17 protein-coding genes are annotated in these 20,173 nt (G+C 66.2%); 7 read left to right on the plus strand and 10 right to left on the minus strand.

Annotated features, from left to right (window positions below):
• Positions 1 to 2: 2 nt before the first annotated feature.
• From LZC95_36150 to LZC95_36180, 7 genes are all read right to left on the minus strand, one after another.
• A complete protein-coding gene (locus tag LZC95_36150) occupies positions 3 to 725 on the minus strand; it encodes a hypothetical protein (protein ID WXA91872.1) in 723 nt (240 codons plus the stop codon).
• Positions 722 to 1,351, minus strand: a complete 630-nt coding sequence (locus tag LZC95_36155) for a hypothetical protein (GenBank protein WXA91873.1) — start codon at positions 1,349 to 1,351, stop codon at positions 722 to 724. Before LZC95_36155 ends, LZC95_36150 begins: the two co-directional genes overlap by 4 nt.
• A 110-nt stretch (positions 1,352 to 1,461) precedes the next feature.
• Complete coding sequence (locus LZC95_36160; GenBank protein WXA91874.1) at positions 1,462 to 2,928, minus strand: HAMP domain-containing histidine kinase; 1,467 nt, start codon at positions 2,926 to 2,928, stop codon at positions 1,462 to 1,464.
• A complete protein-coding gene (locus LZC95_36165; protein ID WXA91875.1) occupies positions 2,925 to 3,638 on the minus strand; it encodes a response regulator transcription factor in 714 nt (237 codons plus the stop codon). Before LZC95_36165 ends, LZC95_36160 begins: the two co-directional genes overlap by 4 nt.
• Before the next feature lie 40 nt (positions 3,639 to 3,678).
• On the minus strand, positions 3,679 to 4,722 hold the full coding sequence (locus tag LZC95_36170) for a hypothetical protein (GenBank protein ID WXA91876.1): 1,044 nt from the start codon (positions 4,720 to 4,722) through the stop codon (positions 3,679 to 3,681).
• Positions 4,723 to 4,791: 69 nt separating this feature from the next.
• A complete protein-coding gene (locus tag LZC95_36175; protein ID WXA91877.1) occupies positions 4,792 to 5,790 on the minus strand; it encodes a hypothetical protein in 999 nt (332 codons plus the stop codon).
• 3 nt (positions 5,791 to 5,793) lie between these two features.
• On the minus strand, positions 5,794 to 8,475 hold the full coding sequence (locus tag LZC95_36180) for a TonB family protein (GenBank protein ID WXA91878.1): 2,682 nt from the start codon (positions 8,473 to 8,475) through the stop codon (positions 5,794 to 5,796).
• Between the two features lie 102 nt (positions 8,476 to 8,577).
• Between LZC95_36180 and LZC95_36185 the strand changes: the two genes are divergently transcribed.
• The 7 genes from LZC95_36185 (at position 8,578) to LZC95_36215 (ending at position 17,535) form a co-directional block, all read left to right on the plus strand.
• Positions 8,578 to 10,875, plus strand: a complete 2,298-nt coding sequence (locus tag LZC95_36185; protein ID WXA91879.1) for a hypothetical protein — start codon at positions 8,578 to 8,580, stop codon at positions 10,873 to 10,875.
• Positions 10,872 to 13,112: a hypothetical protein gene (locus LZC95_36190; GenBank protein ID WXA91880.1), complete on the plus strand. Its 2,241-nt coding sequence runs from the start codon at positions 10,872 to 10,874 to the stop codon at positions 13,110 to 13,112. Before LZC95_36185 ends, LZC95_36190 begins: the two co-directional genes overlap by 4 nt.
• A 103-nt stretch (positions 13,113 to 13,215) precedes the next feature.
• On the plus strand, positions 13,216 to 13,560 hold the full coding sequence (locus tag LZC95_36195; GenBank protein ID WXA91881.1) for an integration host factor subunit beta: 345 nt from the start codon (positions 13,216 to 13,218) through the stop codon (positions 13,558 to 13,560).
• A 26-nt stretch (positions 13,561 to 13,586) separates the two neighbouring features.
• Positions 13,587 to 14,837, plus strand: coding sequence for a tyrosine--tRNA ligase (gene tyrS, locus LZC95_36200; protein WXA91882.1), 1,251 nt, complete (start codon positions 13,587 to 13,589; stop codon positions 14,835 to 14,837).
• Complete coding sequence (locus LZC95_36205; GenBank protein ID WXA91883.1) at positions 14,834 to 15,865, plus strand: hypothetical protein; 1,032 nt, start codon at positions 14,834 to 14,836, stop codon at positions 15,863 to 15,865. Before tyrS ends, LZC95_36205 begins: the two co-directional genes overlap by 4 nt.
• Positions 15,866 to 16,214: 349 nt before the next feature.
• Positions 16,215 to 16,925 (plus strand): hypothetical protein, encoded by a 711-nt coding sequence (locus LZC95_36210; GenBank protein WXA91884.1) that lies wholly within the window; start codon positions 16,215 to 16,217, stop codon positions 16,923 to 16,925.
• 55 nt (positions 16,926 to 16,980) lie between these two features.
• Positions 16,981 to 17,535, plus strand: a complete 555-nt coding sequence (locus tag LZC95_36215; GenBank protein WXA91885.1) for a cob(I)yrinic acid a,c-diamide adenosyltransferase — start codon at positions 16,981 to 16,983, stop codon at positions 17,533 to 17,535.
• A gap of 34 nt (positions 17,536 to 17,569) precedes the next feature.
• On the opposite strand, the gene LZC95_36220 is transcribed toward LZC95_36215, so the two are convergent.
• The 3 genes from LZC95_36220 to LZC95_36230 form a co-directional block, all read right to left on the minus strand.
• Entirely contained in the window at positions 17,570 to 18,136 is a 567-nt protein-coding gene (locus LZC95_36220; GenBank protein ID WXA91886.1) for an RNA polymerase sigma factor, read from the minus strand.
• A 120-nt stretch (positions 18,137 to 18,256) separates the two neighbouring features.
• The gene (locus tag LZC95_36225; GenBank protein ID WXA91887.1) at positions 18,257 to 19,798 is read right to left on the minus strand and encodes an NAD(P)H-hydrate dehydratase; all 1,542 of its coding nucleotides are present in this window, start codon (positions 19,796 to 19,798) and stop codon (positions 18,257 to 18,259) included.
• A complete protein-coding gene (locus LZC95_36230) occupies positions 19,795 to 20,166 on the minus strand; it encodes a holo-ACP synthase (GenBank protein ID WXA91888.1) in 372 nt (123 codons plus the stop codon). The genes LZC95_36225 and LZC95_36230 overlap by 4 nt, the downstream gene beginning before the upstream one ends.
• Between the last annotated feature and the right edge of the window lie 7 nt (positions 20,167 to 20,173).

Below are 20,173 nucleotides of genomic sequence, written 5' to 3' on the forward strand. Positions count from 1 at the left end.
TCTCAGAGTGAATCGATCTCGGCGCGCAAAGTTGCCTCGGCGTGTTCGTCGTCGCTTCGCCGTTTGAAGCGGGTGGCGAGGTACACGAGCCCCACCACCGCGGCGCCCACCGCGATGACCACGCCGAAGAACACGCCCTCGGTCTTCTCGGCGCGGTCCACGAGCTCTCCGTCGATGCCCTGACGCTCGCGGATGGCCGGTGTGGCCCGCAGAACCACCGCGGGACCATCCCACCGGAGACCGAGCAACTTTCCCTCGTTCAAGGCCGCGCGGTACGTCGTGTGCGGGATATCGCCCAGGGTGATGGCCATCGCCGTCGCACGCGAATGCGGATCGAGCGACGTTCGCGGCTCGAAGGAGACGTCCTCGCTGGCGAAGGCCACCACGTGCGTATCGACGTGCTCGAGCAAGGGCGGCGTGACGCGCGCGTCCGAGCCGCGGCGCACGTTCTTCGTGCGCACCGAGAAGGAGATGGGGCCCGTGGCGACGCGTTCGGGCTGGTAGATGGTGACGCCGACGATGCGGCCGTCCCGTTCGATGGGTGCTTGCCGGCGTTTGACGGCGTCCACCAACGTCGAGCCTTCGGGCAGCGGGTACGCGAAGTCCAACGCCACCCACGATGCGTCGTCGTGCATCACGGTGCACGTGACCTTCGAGTCCCAGACGAGCTCCTCGCCGTTCGAGACCACCGTTGCGACATACACGGCAGGATGGCAGTCGATCATTGCTCGCTCTCCATCGGCTTGACGCCGTCGATGCCGCGCTCGATCAGGGTTCGCTCCTGCAGAATCGGCGTGGAGATCGAGGCGAGCTGAAAGAGCGCGGCGCCTTGCAGAACGAGCAACAACGCCACCGGCACGACGAATGGCACCCATGTTCCACCCGCGGCCAGCTTGGAGAGCACCCGCAGGAAAATCGCGAACGATACGCCGATGGCCACGGCCAACGAGGCGACGGCGACGACCGGCCCAGCCCACGCGCTCGAATATTGATAAAGCGCCACGATGGGCGACAGAAGCGCCAGCACCAAGGAGCCGGTGAACGTCGCCGCCGCGTGACCGAGCACCAGATCGGAGGCGCGCCCCGTGGTCGAGGTCAGACGAAAGACGAGAAGCCCCAGCGGGAGCGCCGCCAGCACCGACGCCAAAAGAAGGAGCGGCACCTTGAACGCACTGTCCAGGCCGAAGTGCGCCTGATGGCTGCCCGCGGCGATTCCCCAGACTCCCGCGAGAACCAATGCCCCCAAGAACGCCATCGACGAAAGAAAGATGCGCTGCGCACGGCCAATCTCGGGCCGCGTGCCCGCACGGGAAGGACCAACGACATCGACGAGCTGCGAAAAAGCCTGCATGGTGAAACCTCCTTGCAGTCCCCACCGTGCAGCCCGCCCATGAACGCCCGGCGCACGCGCCCCGAACGCGGGATGAAACGCATGTGAAAACGGTGTGAAAGCCCCGTCGCCTACGCGAGGCGCGGCAGGCGCACCTCGAAGGTCGCGCCGCTTTCCGGCGTGAGCACGGCCACGCGGCCGCCGTGGGCCTCGGCCACCGCCTTCACCAGCGAGAGCCCGAGCCCCGTTCCGCGCTGCCGCCCGCGCGTCGTGAAGAAGCGCGTGAACACCTTCGCGCGATCCTCGGGCGCGATGCCTGGGCCGCTGTCGCGAATGGCCACGATGATCTCCGTGCTCGTCACCGCCATGGCCAGCACCACTTGGCCGCCTGGACCTGCGAACGACGCCGCGTTCTCCAGAAGCTCGCCAAAAAGCGCGTCCAGCCTGTGGGCCACCCCACGCACCATCGCCGGCGTTGCGTTCGCGGCCTCGCCCTTCAAGGCAAAGCTCACCTGCGCGTGGCGTGGATCGTCGCGCAGGCTCTCCACCAGCCCGCGCACCAGCGCCGTCAGGTCCACGTCCGAGCGCTCCTCGTTGGGCATGCCCGCCTCGGCACGCGCCAGCTCCAGGAACTGCGTCACCAGCCGATCCAGCTTGCTCGTGCTCTCACGCAGCACCCGCGAAAGACGCTCCGCACGCTGCGCATCGGCGCCCTCCGCCAGCGTGTCGGCCGCAGCACGAACGGCGGCCAGCGGATTCTTCATCTCGTGCACCAAATCGGCCACGAACGCCTCGTTGTCCGCGCGCTTCTTCTCCAGCGCCATGAGCAACACGTTGAACGCATCCGCGAGCACACCCACTTCGTCGCGCCGCTCGGGCAGAAGCTTCGCATCGGGGCTCTCCGCCGTGGCCTTGGCCAATGCCTGCCGCCGCAGGGTTTCGATCGGCCTCACCACCCGGCTGCCCATGTAGAAGGCCAGCGCCAAGGCCATCGGAAAAACGACGACCAACGACAGCCGAAACAGGTGCTCGCGCAGCGCATACACCTCCAGCACCGCGCGGTTCGAGCTTCGCTGCACGTGCACGATGCGGTGCGCACCGTCGTGCGGCGTCACGTAGATCGCTTGGCAAAGCACCAGCGGCAGATAATCGCAGCCCACGTACTTCCCTTCCGTGGAGCGCTTCGCCTCGATGACCTCCGCACGCGCCATCATCGGCCCGAGTTGCTCGTCGAACTCGCGCAACGTCGGCGCGTCTTTCGCACCGAGAAAGAAGGCCTCCATGTGGCTCCCAGGATCGCCCGGCGCATCCTCGTCCACGTCGACCAGCGTGCTTCCCTGGGCGTCGAGCACGCGAAGCCGCACCTTGTACTCACGCGCGAGCCGCTCGAGCTCGGGCGCATTCTCCAGCAGGGGCACCGCAGCCTCCGCCGCGTCGCGAACACTGCCCCACATGTGGCCTTGCACGTTGCGATCGACCTGACTCCACGCGAAAACGAGGAGCGACGGCGCCACGGCCGCCGCCATAATCGCCATCATCACGCGCAGCCGCAGCGAAAAACGCCGCCTCTGACGCGGCAGAAGCCCCGTGTCGCTCATCGCGGGGCGCGAAGGCGGTAGCCGGCGCCGACCACCGTCTCGATGGCGTCGAACCCGGGATCGATCGCCTCCAGCTTGCGCCGCAGCCGGCGCACGTACGTATCGATGATGCGCTCCACCACGACCGAATCGTCACCGCGCACGATCTCCAGCAGCCGGTCACGGGAGAGCACGATGCCCGGCTTGCGCGCGAAGGCCTCCAGCATGCGAAACTCGGTCAAGGTCAGCGACAAGAGCGTCCCCTTGAAGTGCGCCTCGATGCGCTCGGCGTCGATGATCAACTCGCCCACGCGCACCTGGACTGCATCCCGCAGCGCACGCGATTCGACCAACCCGCCCCGCCGGAGCGCATCGCGCCGGAGCAACGCCGTCACCCGCGCCAGGAGAATGCGCGTGCTGAACGGCTTGGCGATGTAGTCGTCCGCGCCCAGCTCGAGGCCCAGCGCCTCGTCGATCTCGTTGTCGCGCGAGGTCAGCAGCAGAATGGGCACGGGATCGCCCTGCGCGCGCAGGCGCCGGCAGAGGGCGAAGCCATCGAGCCGCGGCATATTGACGTCGCTCACGATCGCGTCGGGCGCATCGCGCGCCACGGCATCGAGGCCCGACAGGCCATCGACGGCCGTCGTCACGGAATGCCCCGCGTCCGCGAAGGCCATGGTGAGAACCTCGAGAAGCGCTTCGTCGTCGTCCACCAGGAGGATGCGGGGCATGAGGGATTAGGGATCACCCTAACCCCTAACCCCCAATCCCTCACCCCTTACCGCGCACGCAGACGTTTTCGGACACGGTTTTGCTGCCATATTGATAGATGGCACGGCATTCGTAGTCCTTGCGGCACGATCCGGGGACGCTCGGGTTGCACTTGGGCAGGCAGTAGCCACCCTGCTCGCCGAAGTCGGCGCAGAACGATTCGGGTCGCCCCACCTCGCTCGGGCAGCCATCGGTGCAGGAGGCGATGCACATCCCGCCGTTCGGAAAGCTGGTTGCACACGTCGCGCCCGGTGCGATGCAGTTCGAATCACCCTTGCAGGCCTCGCCGATCCACGCGCCCTGGCCACCGCCGCCGGTGGGGCCGATGTATTGGAGAAACGCCGCGTAATTCTGCCAGATGTTCCAGAAGAGCCAGATATCGCCCTTGCCGGCGCTCACCGCGGGGTTCTCCTGGTAGAGCGCGGCCGTCGATGCATCTTTCGGCGTCACTTTCTGGTTATCGAGCGTGGTCGAGGCCCGGCCCGGAGCCCATCCGCCCGCCGTCTCACCGCCACTGGCAATGGCATCCAGGTTTTGCCGAAGCTTGCGCGCCAGGCAGTTCGCCTGCCGATCGAAGCCCGCCTGCGCGGGATCGCACGTCGTATCGCTCGAACAGCCGCAGCGAAACGCGTACTCCACCCGCGACGCCGGAAAAGGATAAAACTGCGTCCCGACGAGCCCTTGGAGCGCCTGCGCGCGGACGATCATCACGAACGGGTTGATGCGATTGGCCACAGCCGCACGGTAAATCGCGTCCGAAGCGCGCACGCCGTTCGACTGGTACGTGGCGAGAAAGCTCGGCCGTCGATACGGCGTTCGCTCGAAAAAGCGCTGAATCGCGGCCGCGTCGAAGGCCTGCGTATCCTCGAGAACCGCCGGCTCCATGATGGAGTTGGCGTCGAACTTCGCGTCCTCCAACGTGACCAGATCGCTCGCCTCGAGCGGAGAGTCTTCGGACGATTTCGCGCAGCCCACCTCGATCGACGAGAGCAACGTCAACAGCGCAAGCAACGTCAGCGAACGGACAAGCTTCGGGTACGTCAAGAGTTCACCCCGACACGAAATGATGCCGCGACCCACGCGGCCGTGCCAGATACGGCCGCGATCCACCTGCTACCGTGTGTGCACGGGTATCTGCCACCAATCGGTACCGCCGCGGTTGTCGTGCACCACGATGAACATGGTGCCCTCGATGGGATCGTTGGCCGCCTTGTACTTGTTCTCGGCGCCGGACACCTGGCCCTTGGTCGCATCCCAGAGAAGCCGCGACTCGCCATCGAGTTGCCCGATGTCGGCGTAGTAGGCCGCCCAGATCTGCTCGTGCCGATCGCCCTCCTGCACCTCCCAGGAAGACTCGGGCACGCCCACGTCGATCTTGATGTCCGGGCAGTCGCGACGAAGCTTCGTCGTGCAGCGGTCCACCGTGATGCCCTGCACCCTGTCGATGGCCTTGCCCTCGAGAAACACATTGTCGATCTTCGGGTTGGCGTTGCGGAGCGTGTCGTAGCCGTACACACGCGAGAAGCCGATGACGTACTGGTCCGGTCCCAATCGGTTGCGATTCTCGTCGAAGCAGCCGAAGGGCATCGCCTGCGGATTCTTGCTGTCGCGCGCCACGAGCTCGACATGCCCCGCGCACGCGATGTTGAAGACCACGGCCATCCCATAGGGCACGGCACCTTGAACCCGCGGATGCGACGTGACGATGTCGGTCGGCAAGGTGAAGGAGTACGAAGGGCCCGCGGGCAAATACGGGGTGAGATCCACGCCCGGCTCCAAGGTCACGCCACCGCTGCCTCCGCCGCTTCCCGGAACCGTCGCCCCGGCGAACTGCTCGAAGCATGCATAATACAAATCTTCGCGCGGGTTGATGCAGACGATGGGGATCCAATACGTTGTGAGAGGCCGCGGCTTTTCGATGCGGCCATCCCACGTGAGCAAGTCGACCTTCACCGTCTCGCCGGGCGCGGCGTACGGCTTGTCCGTGTGTGAGGCGAGAATGCGCACGGAGCCGAGAACGCTTCCCTCCGTGAAGTCCACGTTGCCGCACGACGACGAGAGGCCCGCGAGCAGACAAAGCAGAGAGCTCAGACATGCCGTTCGACTTCTCATGGCTCAAAATTCTCCGCGCATGCCCAGGCTCGGGAGGAACGGGAGCCCCGTGGCGAACGTGTTCTGCGTGTAATTGTAATTGTAGCTGACGCCCTCGACGTTGCCGTGATTGTAGACGTTCTGGATATCGGCATAGACGCTGAATTGCCAATCTTTGAACTTCCACGATTTGTCGACTCGGATATCGAGCTGATGAAACAGCGGCATGCGCGCGCTGTACGGCGGATAGCTCTGCAAGGCCAGCGGAACGCCCGCGTTCTCGTCGTAGAAGCCATACGTGCTCGGCGTATAAAGGCTGCCCGACACGAGGCGGAAGCGCGCACCGAACTCCCATCCGCGCCCGAGCCGGTAGCTTCCCAGCACGGTCAGAATGTGCGTCTGCGAAAACGGCGAGAGGCGCTCGTCGTCCTGCGGCGTATCCTTGCGCGTGCTGCGCGACAAGGTATAGGCGAGCCACCCGAAGAAGCGCGCATCGGGCTTGTAGCGCAGGAGCACCTCCATACCGTACGCCTGGCCCGTACCGCTGTTGCCGTGATCGGAAATGACCAATCGATCGAGCTGTTTGTAATACCCCTCGAGCGATGCTTCGATATTCTGGGTGAACTCCTGCTCGACGCCCAATGAATAATGGTAGGCGCGGTTCGAGCGCAAACCACCTTGTCCGTAAACGGGATTGGTCTCCTGCGGTTGCGGCGGCTGATAGAAAATACCGACGCCGCCCTTCACCGTCGTTCGCGGGAAGCCTCGCGTGAGGTCCTGCCGCATGACCACGCGAGGACCGAAGTCCCACTCCTTCGTATCCTTGGCGTAATCGAGGCGCACGCCCGGCACGATGCGGCCGCCCCGCCACGGGGTGAGTTCGAACTCCGTGTAGAAGCCGGGGCGCAAAATCGCGTCGGTATCGTCGGTCTCCAGCGGCGGGCGGCTCAAACCGGGACCGCCCGGCGGCTCGCCCGGACGCGGAAACGGCGGCGCGCGCACGTGCACTTTGTACGGCGAATAGAGCATGTCGACGCCGATGTTCGCGAGCACACCCTTGGTGATGCGCTGCGAGAGCTCGATGCGCGACGTCAGCGGGACGCTGTTCAATTTGAAATAGACGTCGCCGAGCGAAAAATCGACGAAGTCCTGCCCCACCGCGCCCATGATCTTCAATTCGGTATCGGCGCTCATCTTGTTGCGATACCGCGCCTGCGCACGCCAAAAGCCGGTATGCGCACTGATTCCACCGCCGATGGCCGGGTCGGAGGCCGCCGGATTTTTGACCAAGAGCTCGAGCCGGTCGTCCGAGCCCAAAAGCATCACGCGGAAGTTGGAATTCTTGTCGAAGTCCTTTTGGATTATCGCCTGGTAATCGTAATAAACGGGCGCCGTGGTCACGCCGGCATTGGCCGATTCGAGCACCGGTTTGAGCCAGAGATCGACATAGGAGCGCCGCCCGGCCACGGTGAAGTTCCAACCCGTCTTGCCGATGGGGCCCTCGGCGAGCACGCGCGCGTCGATCAAGTCGACCTGGGCCATGCCGTGCAGGCGATCCTTTTTCGGATCGCGTATGCCCACGTCCACGATGCCGCCCATGACCCGGCCGTACTGCGTGCTGAAGTTGCCCGGGTAGAAATCGATCTTCTGCAGGATCTCGGTGGGCACGACCGAGCTGAGTCCACCGAAGTGGTAGACGATGGGCACGAGCGTCCCATCCATGAAGATGTTCGTGTCGTTGGGCGCCGACCCGCGCACGATGAGCAAGCCCGCGAGCCCCGGTGGACGCGCCACGCCAGGCAGGTTCTGCAGCGACCGAAGTGCATCGCCCGAGGTGCCGGGAATACGCGTCATTTCGCGCATTTCCAGGGTGCGGCGGGTAACCTCGCGCGGCGGGCGGGTGCCCTTGACGGTGACCTCTTCGACGTCCTCGTCCGGCGGCGGGGCCTCGGCCCCCTCGCGCTCGAGGCGGGTGACGGAGCTGACTTCTTCGCCGGGCCTCACGTCCTGGGTGGCATTTTGCGCCGCGAAGCGAGGCGCGGAGATGCGCACCTCGTACGAGCCGGGGCGAAGCTTCTCGAGGCTCCACGAGCCATCGGCGGCCGTCTGCGTCGATTGCTCGGTGCCATCGGGCCCGCGCACGACGACATTGGCGCCGGCGATGGGCGCATCCGACTTGGACGCCGCCACACGCCCCACGAGCCGCGACGCCGGCGGGGCAAAGACGTATTGGTGCTTGATGCGCGCCGCAACAGGCTTGCCATTGCGCTGCGCCGGTTCGAACCGCAGCTTCTTCGCCGCGGCGAGGGCCGCCTCGTCGAAACCGTGACCGGCGGGTGTCTCCACCGTGGCGTTGCGCACACCGCCCGTGGGATCGATCTCGAGAACCAGGACGACGGTGACGGTGTCCCGCAATCCTTCCTTGAGCGCAGAATCCGGATATTGCGCCCCTTCGTCGGTCACCAACTTGGGGGGCACGATGACCGGTGCGGGCGGTGGAGCCGGGGCGGGCGCCGACGAATCGGCGGGCGCCGTGAGCGATGCTCCGGAAGCACCGCGCGGAACGGCGCTCCCGCGAGGATCATCCTGGGGAGGAGGTGGTGGTGGAGCGGGGGGCGGCTGCGTTCCCTGGGCGAAAGAAAAGCGCGCTGCCGAGAACGCGCCAAGGAAAAGCACCCCCGCGATGGGCAGACGTCGCGCGGGCATGACTTAGCAATCCCATTAGTTGGATTGCGCCCGAGGGGCAACCCCCAACCTAAACCTAACCGCCAACCCCGAACCCCTGCTATCTAGGGCCGCGTTTCCACCGTGGCGCGCATTCTAGATCGAGCACAACGAGCCTTTCGCCGAGTTTCGAGAGTCCTCTCGCCGCTCCTTGGCTACGACCGTGCACTGTACGTGCTCTGGGCGGCCGTGTGCACCTTGCTCTCGGCGCGAACCTTCTACGGCTACATGCTGAAACAAACGAGCGGCGAGTGGTCCGCGCCGCTCGACGACGTGTTCATTCACTTCGACTATGCGCGGTCCACCGCCGAGGGACACCCCTTCGAATGGGCGACCGGCAACGGTTATTCCTCGGGCAACACCAGTTTGTCGTACCCGTTCGTTCTGGCCCTTGGATACCTGTTCGGCTTCCACGGCGAGCGGCTCATGATCTGGGCGGCCATCGTCGCCGCCGTCTCCGTATTCGGCGTGCTCTTGGCCGCGCGCGGCTTTTTCCTGCGCAACGCCGCACGCGCCAGCACCGCGCTCGGCGGCGCCACGGGCGCATGGATGCGCATTGCGTCGTTTTTGCTCCCGCCGCTGTTCCTCGCCATCGGCTCGCTCGATTGGTCCTTGTGGAGCGGCATGGAGGTCGCGTTCTTCCTGGGCACCTGGGCGTGCGGGCTCGTTGCATTTTTCGATTTGGACGCGGCTGAGAACGCTCAACGCGCCCGGCGCGCGTGGCTCTTGGGACTCGCCGGCGCCGGCATCGTCTTTACACGCCCCGAGGGCGCGGGCACCGTGGCGGCCTTCGGTTTGGTGGCCGCCTGGCCCCTCTTGCTCCGCCATGGATGGCGCGGATGGAAGCCCATCGCCGGCCTTTTGCTCCGCGCCGGCCTGCCCGCGGTTTTCATCTTGGTGGTGCAGACCGTCGCCAATCGCTATTTCACCGGCGAATACAGCGCCAATGGCGCCATCGTGAAGCTCGCGGCGAACAACCCGTTTCTCACGCGCACCGAGAAGATCAACGATTACGTCTTCAATCTCAATTACGCGATCTTCCGTAATCTCGAATACCACTTTACCGATCTTCCCGCGATCGGCTTCCTCCTCCCGACGTTGGGCCTCGCCACCCTCGCCTTCCGCGAAACGCGCCGCTACGGCGTTTTGATCTGGCTGCAGATCGCGCTTTGGCTCGGCCTCACCGCCTTCAATGGGCAGGTGCGCTGGCAGAACGAGCGCTACACCATGCCCGCCGTCGCGTGGCTCTTGATCGCGGCGGCCCTGGGCGCGAGTGCCCTCGTGCGGCGGCGCACGAAGCCGAGTGCGCTCTTCATGATCGTCGCCGGCGCCCTTGCCGTGCAGACCATCGGCATCGCCACGCGCGCCGCCAACACCAACCCCGAGTTCCGCTTCGCCTGGGTGCTCGCGCTCTTGGGCGGAATCGCCCTCGCCGCGTTGTTCTCCCTCTGGCCCTTGCGCGTGGCCTGCGTCGCCGCGGCCCTCTTCTTCTTCCAGGTGCACCAGGAGCCGAATTACCGCGGGCAGAAGTGGTTCTTCGGCCGCGCCTCGCGCAACATCCGCGATCAGCACCTCGTCGCGGGTCGCTGGCTCGCGCATCTGAAACCGCGCCGCGTCCTCGTCGGCGATGCGGGTGCGCTCATCTACGCGTCGCAGCGCCCCGGCCTGGACATCATTGGCCTCGGCGGCTACCACGCCCTGCCCTTCGCACGCGCCGGTGTGCACGGCTTGCCGGCGACCCTCGAGCTCATCGAGCGCATGCCCGCCACCGAACGCCCCGACGTGTTGGCCATTTACCCCACGTGGTGGGGCGTGCTGCCCACGTGGTTCTCCAGCGAGGTACTCGCCCGCTTCCCCGTCGAGGGCAACGTCATCTGCGGCGGCTACGAAGACGTCATCTACCGCGCCGATTGGCATCTGCTCGGCACCGGCAACCGCCCGCGCCACGCCGCCACGAACCTTCGCGACGAGATCGACGTGGCCGACTTGGTCAGCGAAACGGAACACCGCTATGTCTTCCCCTCGCCCGCAGGCGGATGGACCGACATGAAAATACTGAGCGATCCCGCCGACACGCGGCTCGACCTTTTCGACGGTGGAAGGCGCATCTCCGGCGGCAACTCCGAGCGCTTCGTCCTGCGTCACCTCACCCCGGGCAAGGCCGCCACCCTCATCGTGCGCAGCGCCCCCGACGCCACCTCGCACGTCCTCGTGCGCGCCGCAGGTGCCGACGTGGCCGCACTCGACTTCACGCCGTCCGAAGGCTGGGTCGAGACCGCCGTGGAAATTCCCGCCGACAAAGTCACCGAGGAGCTCTCCTTCGAGTTCGCCAACACCGGCTCGGGCGACTTCGTCGATTACCACGTGTGGATCGCGCAATGATCGGCCAGGTCGGCAGCGCCTTCGGTGCATGGGGCAAGCCGCCCGACGCGGTGGCCTGGGCTGCCCTCGCCCTCGCGATCCTTTTCGCAGCCGTCGCCGTCACCGCCACCCGCAGCCGTTCCCCCGAGACCTCGACGCTCGCCATGTGGCTTCACGATGGTCCGCACGGCCTTTCGCGGCGCCGCTTCCTGGCCATCGGCTCGTTCGTCGCGGCCTTCGCCTCGCTCGGCTACATCGCGTATTACCTGCGCGGCGGCCCGCGCATCATCGACGCAACCAGCTACTTCCTCCAAGGGCGCGCCCTGTCGCACGGCAGCATCGACTGGCCCCTCTTGGAGCCATCCGCGCTCTTCCGCGGCCGCTTTCTCCTCTTTCGCGAGCCCAATCTGCTGAGCGGCATCTTCCCGCCGGGTTACCCGCTGCTCTTGGCCATCGGCTTCCGCATCGGCGCCCCGATGGTGACCGGCCCCGTGCTCGCCGCGGGCATCGTCCTCGCGACCTACTTCCTCACCTACGAGGTGGCGCGCGCCACGGGGCTCTCGCGGAACGTCGACATGACCTCCCGCTTCGCCGCGGCGATCTCCATCGTCTGCGTGGCGCTCCGCTACCACACCGCCGACACCATGTCGCACGGCGCATGCGCCTTCGCCATCACCGTGGCCATCGCCCTTGCGCTGCGTGCGCATCGCCTGCAAACCGCGTGGCTTTTCGCCGTCTCGGGCCTGGCCATCGGTTACGTGGCCGCCACGCGCATGGTCTCCGCGATCCCCGTCGCCATTGGCGTGTACGCCTTGGTTCTGCGCTCTTCCTCGCAGACACGCCCCCGCGCCTTCCTCCTCGTCGCCCTCGGTGCCATCCCCGGGCTGGCGCTGCTCCTCGTCTCCCAACATGCCGCCACGGGCCATTGGTTCGGCAGCACGCAACTCGCCTATTATGCGGTGAGCGACGGCCCGCAGGACTGCTTCCGTTATGGCTTCGGGCGCGGCATCGGCTGCGTCGTCGAACACGCCGACTTCGTCCGCGCGCGCCTTCCCCATGGCTACGGCGTGCTCGAAGCCGCGGGCACCACCTTGCGCCGCCTCTGGCCGCACACCGCGGACGTCCTCAACTTCGAGCCGCTCTTCCTCGTTCTACTGCTGCCCATTGCCCGCATCGTCCGCGAGCAGCCCATCTGCCGCGTTCTCGCCGCCGTCGTCGGGCTGCAAATCGTTGCCTACGCGCCGTTCTACTTCGACGGGAATTACCCCGGCGGCGGTGCGCGTTTCTTCGCCGACGTGATCCCGCTCGAGCACGCCCTCATCGCCCTCGCGGTCTCGGGCGCCCTTCCAAGCTTGCCCCGCATCTTCGCCGTCCTCTCGGCCTCGGCCCTCGGCTTCGCGCTCCACACCGCGTACGGCCACCGCGCCCTTGCGGATCGCGATGGCGGGCGCCCGATGTACGAGCCCGATCTGGCGCGCGAAAAAGGGGCCGATCACGGCTTGATCTATTTCGACACCGACCACGGCTTCAACCTGGCCTACGACCCGTCGCACACCGCGAGTCACGGCATCGTCGCCGTGCGTCGCCGCCACGACGATCGCGATCGGCTCCTCTACGATTTGCTCGGCCACCCCAACTCGCATCTCTACAGATTCGCCGAGGGCGAAGGCGGCAAGTCCATGGTCGATGCGTGGACGCCACCGCCCATCGTCAACGACACGTACCGCTTCGAGGCGGAGGCCGAGTGGCCCCCTCTCGCGCAACAGGGCGGCTATGCGCACTCCATTTTCGCCGCGGGAACGGGCGCGTCGGAAGATCGCGTGCTCGAACTCGTTCCCGAAGGTGACGGGCCCGCGTGGGCCGACATCGAGTTGCCGCTTCCCTCGCCCGCGCCCAACGGATTCCCCGCGCCGCCTCGCGACAAGCCGGGTACCTTCATCATCGAACCGCGCGTGCTCCGACGCGGCACAGGAGGAAAAGGAACACTCGTCCTGTACGGCATCGGGCCCTCGACCGAACGGGTGGAGAAGGCTCGCTGGGAATGGACCGACCCACAAAAACCTACGCCAGCCGCCTCCGGGGAGGGTGCCAAAAAGGCTACGGATATCCTAGATTTATCTAGTCAGACCGTCTCGTTCGACGACCAGCTCGAACCCTTGAGCCATGGCGGCGGTCCCAGCTTAAGATGCCGAATGGTGCTACGCGCACAACATGGTGCTGTAGGGCTCGACAAAACTACTGTAAAAGCTCACCGTTGAAGGACTTTGAGGCCGGTGGTAGGGCTCGTGGCTGAGCTTGTGAAGCAATGAACCCTTCTCGTCAAGGCGGTGCGACATGACGAAAAGTGAATTGATCGACGCGATGGCTACTCGTAGCGACCTCACCAAGGCCCGCGCGGAAGACGTCGTGAAGTGCGTCTTCGACACCATGACTGCAGCGCTCGGTCGCGGGGATGGAATCGAGATTCGCGGTTTCGGAAGCTTCAGTGTTCGTGCGTACAAAGCCTACGAGGGAAGGAATCCGCGCACGGGCGAGGCGGTACCCGTCCCAGCGAAGCGGCTTCCATTCTTCAAGGTTGGCAAAGAGCTGAAGGAATTGGTCAACAGCAGCCGGCACTTGCCCATCACGGGCGGATCCGATAGCGACGGGGACGACGATCTCGACGACGATTTGGACGACGAGGACGTCGATCGCGACGAAGATTGATCTCGCCCCACCTCAGACCGAGGAACATGCCCTTCGCCCCCGTTGCCGAACAGATGGCCGTGCTCACGCGCGGCGTCGTTGATCTCCACGTCCCGAGCGAGCTCGAACAACGCCTCGAACGTTCCCGCGCCACCGGCACCCCGCTGCGTGTGAAGCTCGGGCTCGATCCCACGCGGCCCGATCTGCACGTCGGCCACGCGGTGGTGCTCTCGAAGATGCGTCAGTTCCAGGACCTCGGGCACCAGGTCATCCTCCTCATCGGCAGCTTCACCGCGATGGTGGGCGATCCCACCGGCCAGAACGACCAGCGCCCGCGCCTCTCACGCGAGGACGTCATGTCCGCCGCCAAGACGTACACCGACCAGGCCTTCAAGATCCTGGACGAGAAGACCGTCGAGTTGCGGTGGAACTCGGAATGGCTCGAGAAGCTGTCCGCAAACGACATGGTCGAGCTCATGGCCAAGATGACCGTCGCGCGCATGCTCGAGCGCAACGACTTCGGCCAGCGCTTCTCCGAGGGCCGGCCCATCTTCCAGCACGAGTTCCTCTACCCGCTCCTTCAAGGCTACGACTCCGTCGCGTTGAAGTGCGACATCGAGCTAGGGGGCACCGACCAGCTTTTCAACCTGCTGGTGGGACGCGACATCATGCCGCGCTACGGGCAAACGCCGCAGATGGTGCTCACCATGCCCATCTTGGAGGGCACCGATGCGCGCATGGAGAACGGGCGCGTCGTCGGCAAGAAGATGTCCAAGAGCCTGGGCAACTACATCGGCTTGGACGAGGATCCGCTCACCCAGTACCGCAAGGTGATGCAGATCGACGACGACGTCATCTTCCGTTACTTCGAGCTGCTCTCCTCGCGCTCGAACGAAGAGATCGCGACCCTGAAGGAAGCGCGCCGCACGGGCGAGCGCTCCCCGCAGGAGATCAAGGGCCTCTTCGGGCGCGAGATCGTCACGCGCTTCCACAGCGCGGGCGCCGCAGAGGAGGCTGCGGCCGAGTTCCAGCGCATCTACTCCGGTGACGCGCTGCCGACGGACATTGCCGAGCAAACCGTGGCGACGGATGGCGCGACGCTCTGGATCGCCAAGGCGCTCTCCAGCACCGGGTTGGTCAAGTCGACCGGCGAGGGCAAACGCCTCGTCGAACAAGGCGGCGTCGAGGTCGATCAACAGCGCGTGACCGATCCGCAGCTGCAACTCGAACGCGGCAAGCGCTACCTGCTTCGCGTCGGTTCCAAGAATCGGCGCTTCGTCTACATCACGGTGGGATGACACGGCGGCTCGTCGTTCTGGCGCTCGCCTGGTTGGTGCTGGCCATGCTCGGGTGCGGAGGTGCACCGCCCGCGCCGCCTGTTCCGCCGCTGCCACCGCTGCATCTGCAGCCCACGTCGGATCTCGCGCCGGCCGCAGGGCTCGCGTGGCTCGTCGATGCGCGCCCGCGCGAGCTGCTCGCCGATCCGCAAATGGCGGCCGCGATGCGCGAGCTCTTTCCCGACGCGAAGTTCGAAACGTTCGCGCGGCGACACGGTGGCATCGACGTGCGCGAGCTCGACGAGCTCACGGTCGCGGGCTACGCGAACACGACGCTCTTCTTGGGGCACGGCATGGTCGACCCCACGCGGATCGAGGGTGCATTCGGGGCCCGCGCGAAGGTGGAAGGCCGCGGCATCGATCGCAAATCGTCGGACCCGCTGGGGAACATCGTACGAACCTGGGGCACGGTGAATGGCGAGCGGCAGCAGCTCGCCATTTTCGGCCGCGAGGCCATCGGGGTCGAGGTGGGGCGCTTCGGTCCTTTGCGCGCGGCCGAGTACTTCGCGCAGGAGCGGCTCAAAAAAGCTTCCCCCGCGCTGCGCGCCACGCCGCTCGATCGCGCGGCGGAGATTCTTTCCATGTCGTCCTCGGCGAAGCCTCCGTTCAGCGCATACGCGCCGGGGCCATTCACGGGGCAGTACGAAGAGGCCCTTGGCGGCTTGTTTCGCGCAGCGACGGCGGCGGCGGTTTCGGTGCGCGTGGTCGCCGGAAGCCCGGAAGGGGCGCGGTTGGCGGTGCGCTTTGCGCTCCTTGGCTCGTTCCAAGACGATGGCCCCAAGGTCACGCAACGTTTCGCGGCGGCGATCCACGTCCTCTCCGAGAGCTCGCTCGGACGTCTCTGTGGATTGAACGCCCCCATCGCCGGACCGACGGTGCGCGCGGAGCCGGATGGACTCGTGGCGGATATGACCATCTCCGCCAACACCCTCTTTCGCGGGCTCCACGCGGCCACGGGTGCGAGCGTGGATGAGTTGATGCGTCACTAACATCACGCGAAATCCGAAAAATTTGCGCGCCCACCATCCGGGGGGCTTGGTTGACGGGCCCCCCCTTTCAATGGTAGGGGCACGCGACGATCAGGCGCGCAGCATCTCGTGGAATATCCCGCGTCGCCGCGCTGTTTGGCGTGAAATTCCAATGGCCCGACCTGCACCCGCACGAACCGCTGCACGAGTTGCACGCACCACCGCCACCCCCGTCCGCGCCAAGCGCACGGCCAAAGCATCTGGTGATGCGGCCCCCGCATCCAAGAGCGTCCCGACAAGCGGGGACCTGGGCACCCCGAGGGTGACTTCCAAGGTGAAGGCTGCTGCTTCATCATCTCGCGCGGGTTCCGTGCCGGAGCCGGCGCAGCCCCCGACCGCCGCGCCTTCCCCGGTTGCTGCCGTGGCGGCCGAAGAAACCGCGCGCCCGGCGCGCCCCGTGGTGCCCACGCCGAGCAATCCGCCCGGCCCGGCATCCACCCCGACGCCGTCGTCGCACCGGCCCAATTTTGGCCGTCTTACATCGTCTCCTTTTGCGCGTCCCACCGTCCAAGTGACCGACGGCACGCCCCTGAAGCAGCCGGAATTCAAGGTGGGCGACAAGTGCGTTCACCCCGCCCACGGTGTGGGCGAAGTGACCACCATCGAGGAGCGCGCCATCGGCGGCACGACCGGGATGTTCTACATCCTGAAGCTCCACAACGGGATGAAGGTCATGGTCCCCGTGGGTGCGGCGGCCCAAGTCGGCCTGCGCCCCATCATGAGCGACAAGGAAGCCGACGCCGTGCTCGACACGATGCGCGCCCGTGAGGTGGCCGTCGACCTGCACCCCTGGAGCCGCCGCTTCCGCGCCTACACCGAGATGATCAAGAGCGGTTCAGCTTACGAAATCGCCAAGGTTTTGCGCGACATGTACCGCCTCAAGTTCGACAAGGAGCTCAGCTTTGGCGAGCGCCGTCTTCTGGATCAGGCGAAGGGTCTGCTCATGAAAGAGCTCGCCTACGCCAAGAAGGTTCCCGAAGCGAAAATGAGCGAAGAAGTCGCCAAGATGTTCACGGCCTGAATTTTTTCCCAAGAACGGGCCGCAAGCGGCCCTGGGGCCGGATAACGTCTAGCCCGTGAAAATCTATACGAAAACGGGCGACGACGGCACCACCGGGCTTTTCGGTGGCGGCCGAGTTAGCAAAGCCAGCACCCGCGTGGAGGCCTACGGCACGGTGGACGAGTTGAACGCCGCCGTGGGCCTCGCCCGCGCCCATGGCCTCGAAAAGGCCACGGACGCGGTTCTGGAGCAGGTGCAGGTCGATCTTTTCTGCCTAGGTGCCGAATTGGCCTGTGTGCCCGGCAAAGAAGGCAAGTTGTCGATGAAGCCCATCGACGCCGACGACAGCGCGCGCCTGGAGCAGGCCATCGACGCGTCGGAAGCGCAATTGGCGCCGTTGATGAACTTTGTCCTGCCCGGCGGTAGCCTCTCAGCCGCGGCGCTGCATTTGGCGCGCACGGTATGCCGGCGCGGCGAGCGCGCGGTGCTGGCGATTTCCGACCCGCCGGTGCGGCACGAGCTGGTGGTCTATCTAAACCGGCTCAGCGACCTGCTCTTCAGCCTCGCCCGAGCAGAAAATCAGGCGAAAAATATTCCGGATATCCCGTGGACGCCGCGGCAAAAAGGCTAAAACCGGGCGCGTTACGCAGTTGACGTCGCGGTTTTCAAGCCGCCAGTTGCGCCGCCAAAAGCTTCCGCCCACGGTGGAGCCGGCTCATCACGGTCCCGAGGGGAAGGCCCAATTCGACGGCCGCCTCGCGGTACGAGCGCTCCTCCAAGTCGACGAGCACGATGACGGAACGAAAGCCGTCGGGCAGCGCGTCGAGCTTTTCTTTGGTCGATAGCGTGAGTCGCACCTCGCGCTCGGGCGAGCCATTGGCCGGCGGGATCGTCCATGCGCAGGGATCCGTCGAGAGCACGCGCAACGCGTTGCGTTCACGGCGCTGGCGGCGGTAACGCGTAATGAAGACGCTGAAGAGGATCTGAAAGACCCACGCGCGCAAGTTGGTTCCGGGCTCGTACTGGTTGGCGAAGCGCAAGGCACGCTCGATGGTGTCTTGGACCATGTCGTCGGCCAGTGCGGCGTTCGCAGCCAGGCGAAGCGCGCGCCCGCGAAGCTCGGGAACGAGGGTGACGAGCCCCGCGCGAAGCGAAGGGACATCCTTCGCCGCCAACACGGGCCGGGGGGAAGGACGAATCGAGCGGTCGACTTGGTGCGAAGTAAGCGACATGCCGACACGTTCAGCAATGGCAATGCCGCCGTTCTTCTTCTGTAATTCCGCCTAGTTACACGGACTTACCTTCGCAGCGTGTGTCAAAGCAGACAACGCGTGTGGGCCCGTGAGCTCGGCTCAAAATAATTCACGCAGAACCGCAGGAACGCCGTCCGCGATCTGCGATGCGAGCAGGCCGCGATCGGCACCGGCTGCGGAGGCCACGCCGCCCTCGGCGTGAAGGAATGCGCCCGCGCACGCAGCCTCGAATGGCTCGAGCACGCTGGATAGGGCGCCGATGATGCCCGCGAGCACGTCGCCCGAGCCAGCCGTGGCCAGCGCCGGGGTGCCGCGCACGTTGATGACCAGGCGGCCGTCTGGCGCCGCGATGATCGAATGCGCGCCCTTGAGGAGCACCACCGCGCCGGTGCGCCGGGCCGCCTCCGTTGCGGAGCCGAAGCGATCGGACTCGATTTTGTCGGACGTGGTCTCGAGGAGCCGCGCCAGCTCGCCCGCGTGTGGCGTGAGGATGTGGGGGCCTGCTAGCGGGAACGACCCTCGTTGAAAGTCGACCCCGGCAAGCCGGGGATCTCCGTGCGAAAGCAGGGTGATCGCGTCTGCATCGAGCACGAGCGGCCCGCGCCACGAGGCCAGCACGTGTGCCAGAGCAGCTCGCGCAGGCTCGTCCAGGCCAAAACCGGGACCGATGACGACGGCTCGCTTCGAGCGCAGGGCGGCATCGATGCTCGCGGCCACGGCGTCTCGGTCGATGGACGCGGTCATCACCTCGAGAACGCGCGACTGCAGCGCGGCCACGGCCTCGGGCCACGTGACGATGGTCGCCGCGCCCGCACCCGCGCGAAGTGTGCCGTGCGCCACCAGGAGCGCCGCGCCCAGCTTCCCAGGCGAGCCCGCGAGCACGGCCACGTGACCCGCCGAATACTTGTGCGCATCGGACGTGCGCGGGGCGAGCCATCGCGCGACGTCGGCGCGCTCGAGGAGCTGCGCGGAGTACCCCACGTCGGCGGGCACCTCGGAGGGAACGCCAATGTGGATCACCTCGAGCTCCCCGGTGTGCCGAACGCCGCGCGGCGTGAGCAACCCGAGCTTCGGCTGTGCGAAGGTCAAGGTGAGATCCGCCTGGAACGTCGGCCCGAGGGGCACGCCGGTGTCGCAATCGAGGCCCGACGGAATGTCGAGCGCGACGCGCTTCACGTGGACCGTGTTCAGCAGCTCGATGACCTCCGCCGCGAGGCCGGAAATGGCGCGATCGAGGCCGGTGCCGAACATCGCGTCGACCACGACGGCCGCGCCATCGAGCTCGATGCGGAGCAGCTCCAGATCGGGGCCCTTTTGGAGGAGATCCACCGTGCCGCCCACGCCGACCCACGCATCGCGGTTGATGCGGGCGTCCTGCGTGAGCTTCTCGGGCTTGCCGCACATGAACACGGAAGGATCGCCCCCGCGAAGGAGTAGGTGGCGCGCCACCACGAAGCCATCGCCGCCGTTGTTCCCCGAGCCGCACACGATCACCACGCGGCGTTTGCCGGCGATCGCGAGAATGCGCTCGGCGGCGCCGCGGCCGGCGTTCTCCATCAAGACGATGCTCGGCACGTGGGCGACCTCGATGGCCCGCGCGTCGAACGCGCGCATCTGCGCGCGGGATAGAACCGGGATCACGGCGCCTCGAGCACCACCACCGCCGCGGCAATCCCCGCATCGTGCGTGATGGTCACGTGCCAACGTTCCACGTTGACCTTGCGCACCATGGCCAGCGCATTCCCGTGAAGCTCGAGCCGCGGGCGCCCGCTCGGGGCGCGCCGGACCTGCACCTCGTGCCACCCGACTCCGGGCGCACCATCGATGGCCTTCGCGAAGGCTTCCTTCGCGGCGAAGCGCCCGGCCAGCGCCGTCGGCGGATCTCGGCCCACCAGATCTTCACGCTCCTCGGGACTGCAGATGCGCGAAAAAAAGCGGTCCCCATGGCGCTCGAGTGCGCGCCGCATGCGATCGATGGAGCAGACGTCGATTCCGATGCCGACAATCATTGAATAG

It is taken from the genome of Sorangiineae bacterium MSr12523 (assembly GCA_037157775.1).
GTDB lineage: Bacteria > Myxococcota_A > Polyangia > Polyangiales > Polyangiaceae > Pendulispora > Pendulispora brunnea.

Excerpts from the sequence above, each read along its gene's own strand:
- LZC95_36150 (WXA91872.1), bottom strand. The coding sequence starts at position 725 with ATGATCGACTGCCATCCTGCCGTGTATGTCGCAACGGTGGTCTCGAAC.
- LZC95_36155 (WXA91873.1), bottom strand. The coding sequence starts at position 1,351 with ATGCAGGCTTTTTCGCAGCTCGTCGATGTCGTTGGTCCTTCCCGTGCG.
- LZC95_36160 (WXA91874.1), bottom strand. The coding sequence starts at position 2,928 with ATGAGCGACACGGGGCTTCTGCCGCGTCAGAGGCGGCGTTTTTCGCTG.
- LZC95_36165 (WXA91875.1), bottom strand. The coding sequence starts at position 3,638 with ATGCCCCGCATCCTCCTGGTGGACGACGACGAAGCGCTTCTCGAGGTT.
- LZC95_36175 (WXA91877.1), bottom strand. The coding sequence starts at position 5,790 with ATGAGAAGTCGAACGGCATGTCTGAGCTCTCTGCTTTGTCTGCTCGCG.
- LZC95_36180 (WXA91878.1), bottom strand. The coding sequence starts at position 8,475 with ATGCCCGCGCGACGTCTGCCCATCGCGGGGGTGCTTTTCCTTGGCGCG.
- LZC95_36190 (WXA91880.1), top strand. The coding sequence starts at position 10,872 with ATGATCGGCCAGGTCGGCAGCGCCTTCGGTGCATGGGGCAAGCCGCCC.
- LZC95_36195 (WXA91881.1), top strand. The coding sequence starts at position 13,216 with ATGGCTACTCGTAGCGACCTCACCAAGGCCCGCGCGGAAGACGTCGTG.
- tyrS (WXA91882.1), top strand. The coding sequence starts at position 13,587 with ATGCCCTTCGCCCCCGTTGCCGAACAGATGGCCGTGCTCACGCGCGGC.
- LZC95_36205 (WXA91883.1), top strand. The coding sequence starts at position 14,834 with ATGACACGGCGGCTCGTCGTTCTGGCGCTCGCCTGGTTGGTGCTGGCC.
- LZC95_36220 (WXA91886.1), bottom strand. The coding sequence starts at position 18,136 with ATGTCGCTTACTTCGCACCAAGTCGACCGCTCGATTCGTCCTTCCCCC.
- LZC95_36230 (WXA91888.1), bottom strand. The coding sequence starts at position 20,166 with ATGATTGTCGGCATCGGAATCGACGTCTGCTCCATCGATCGCATGCGG.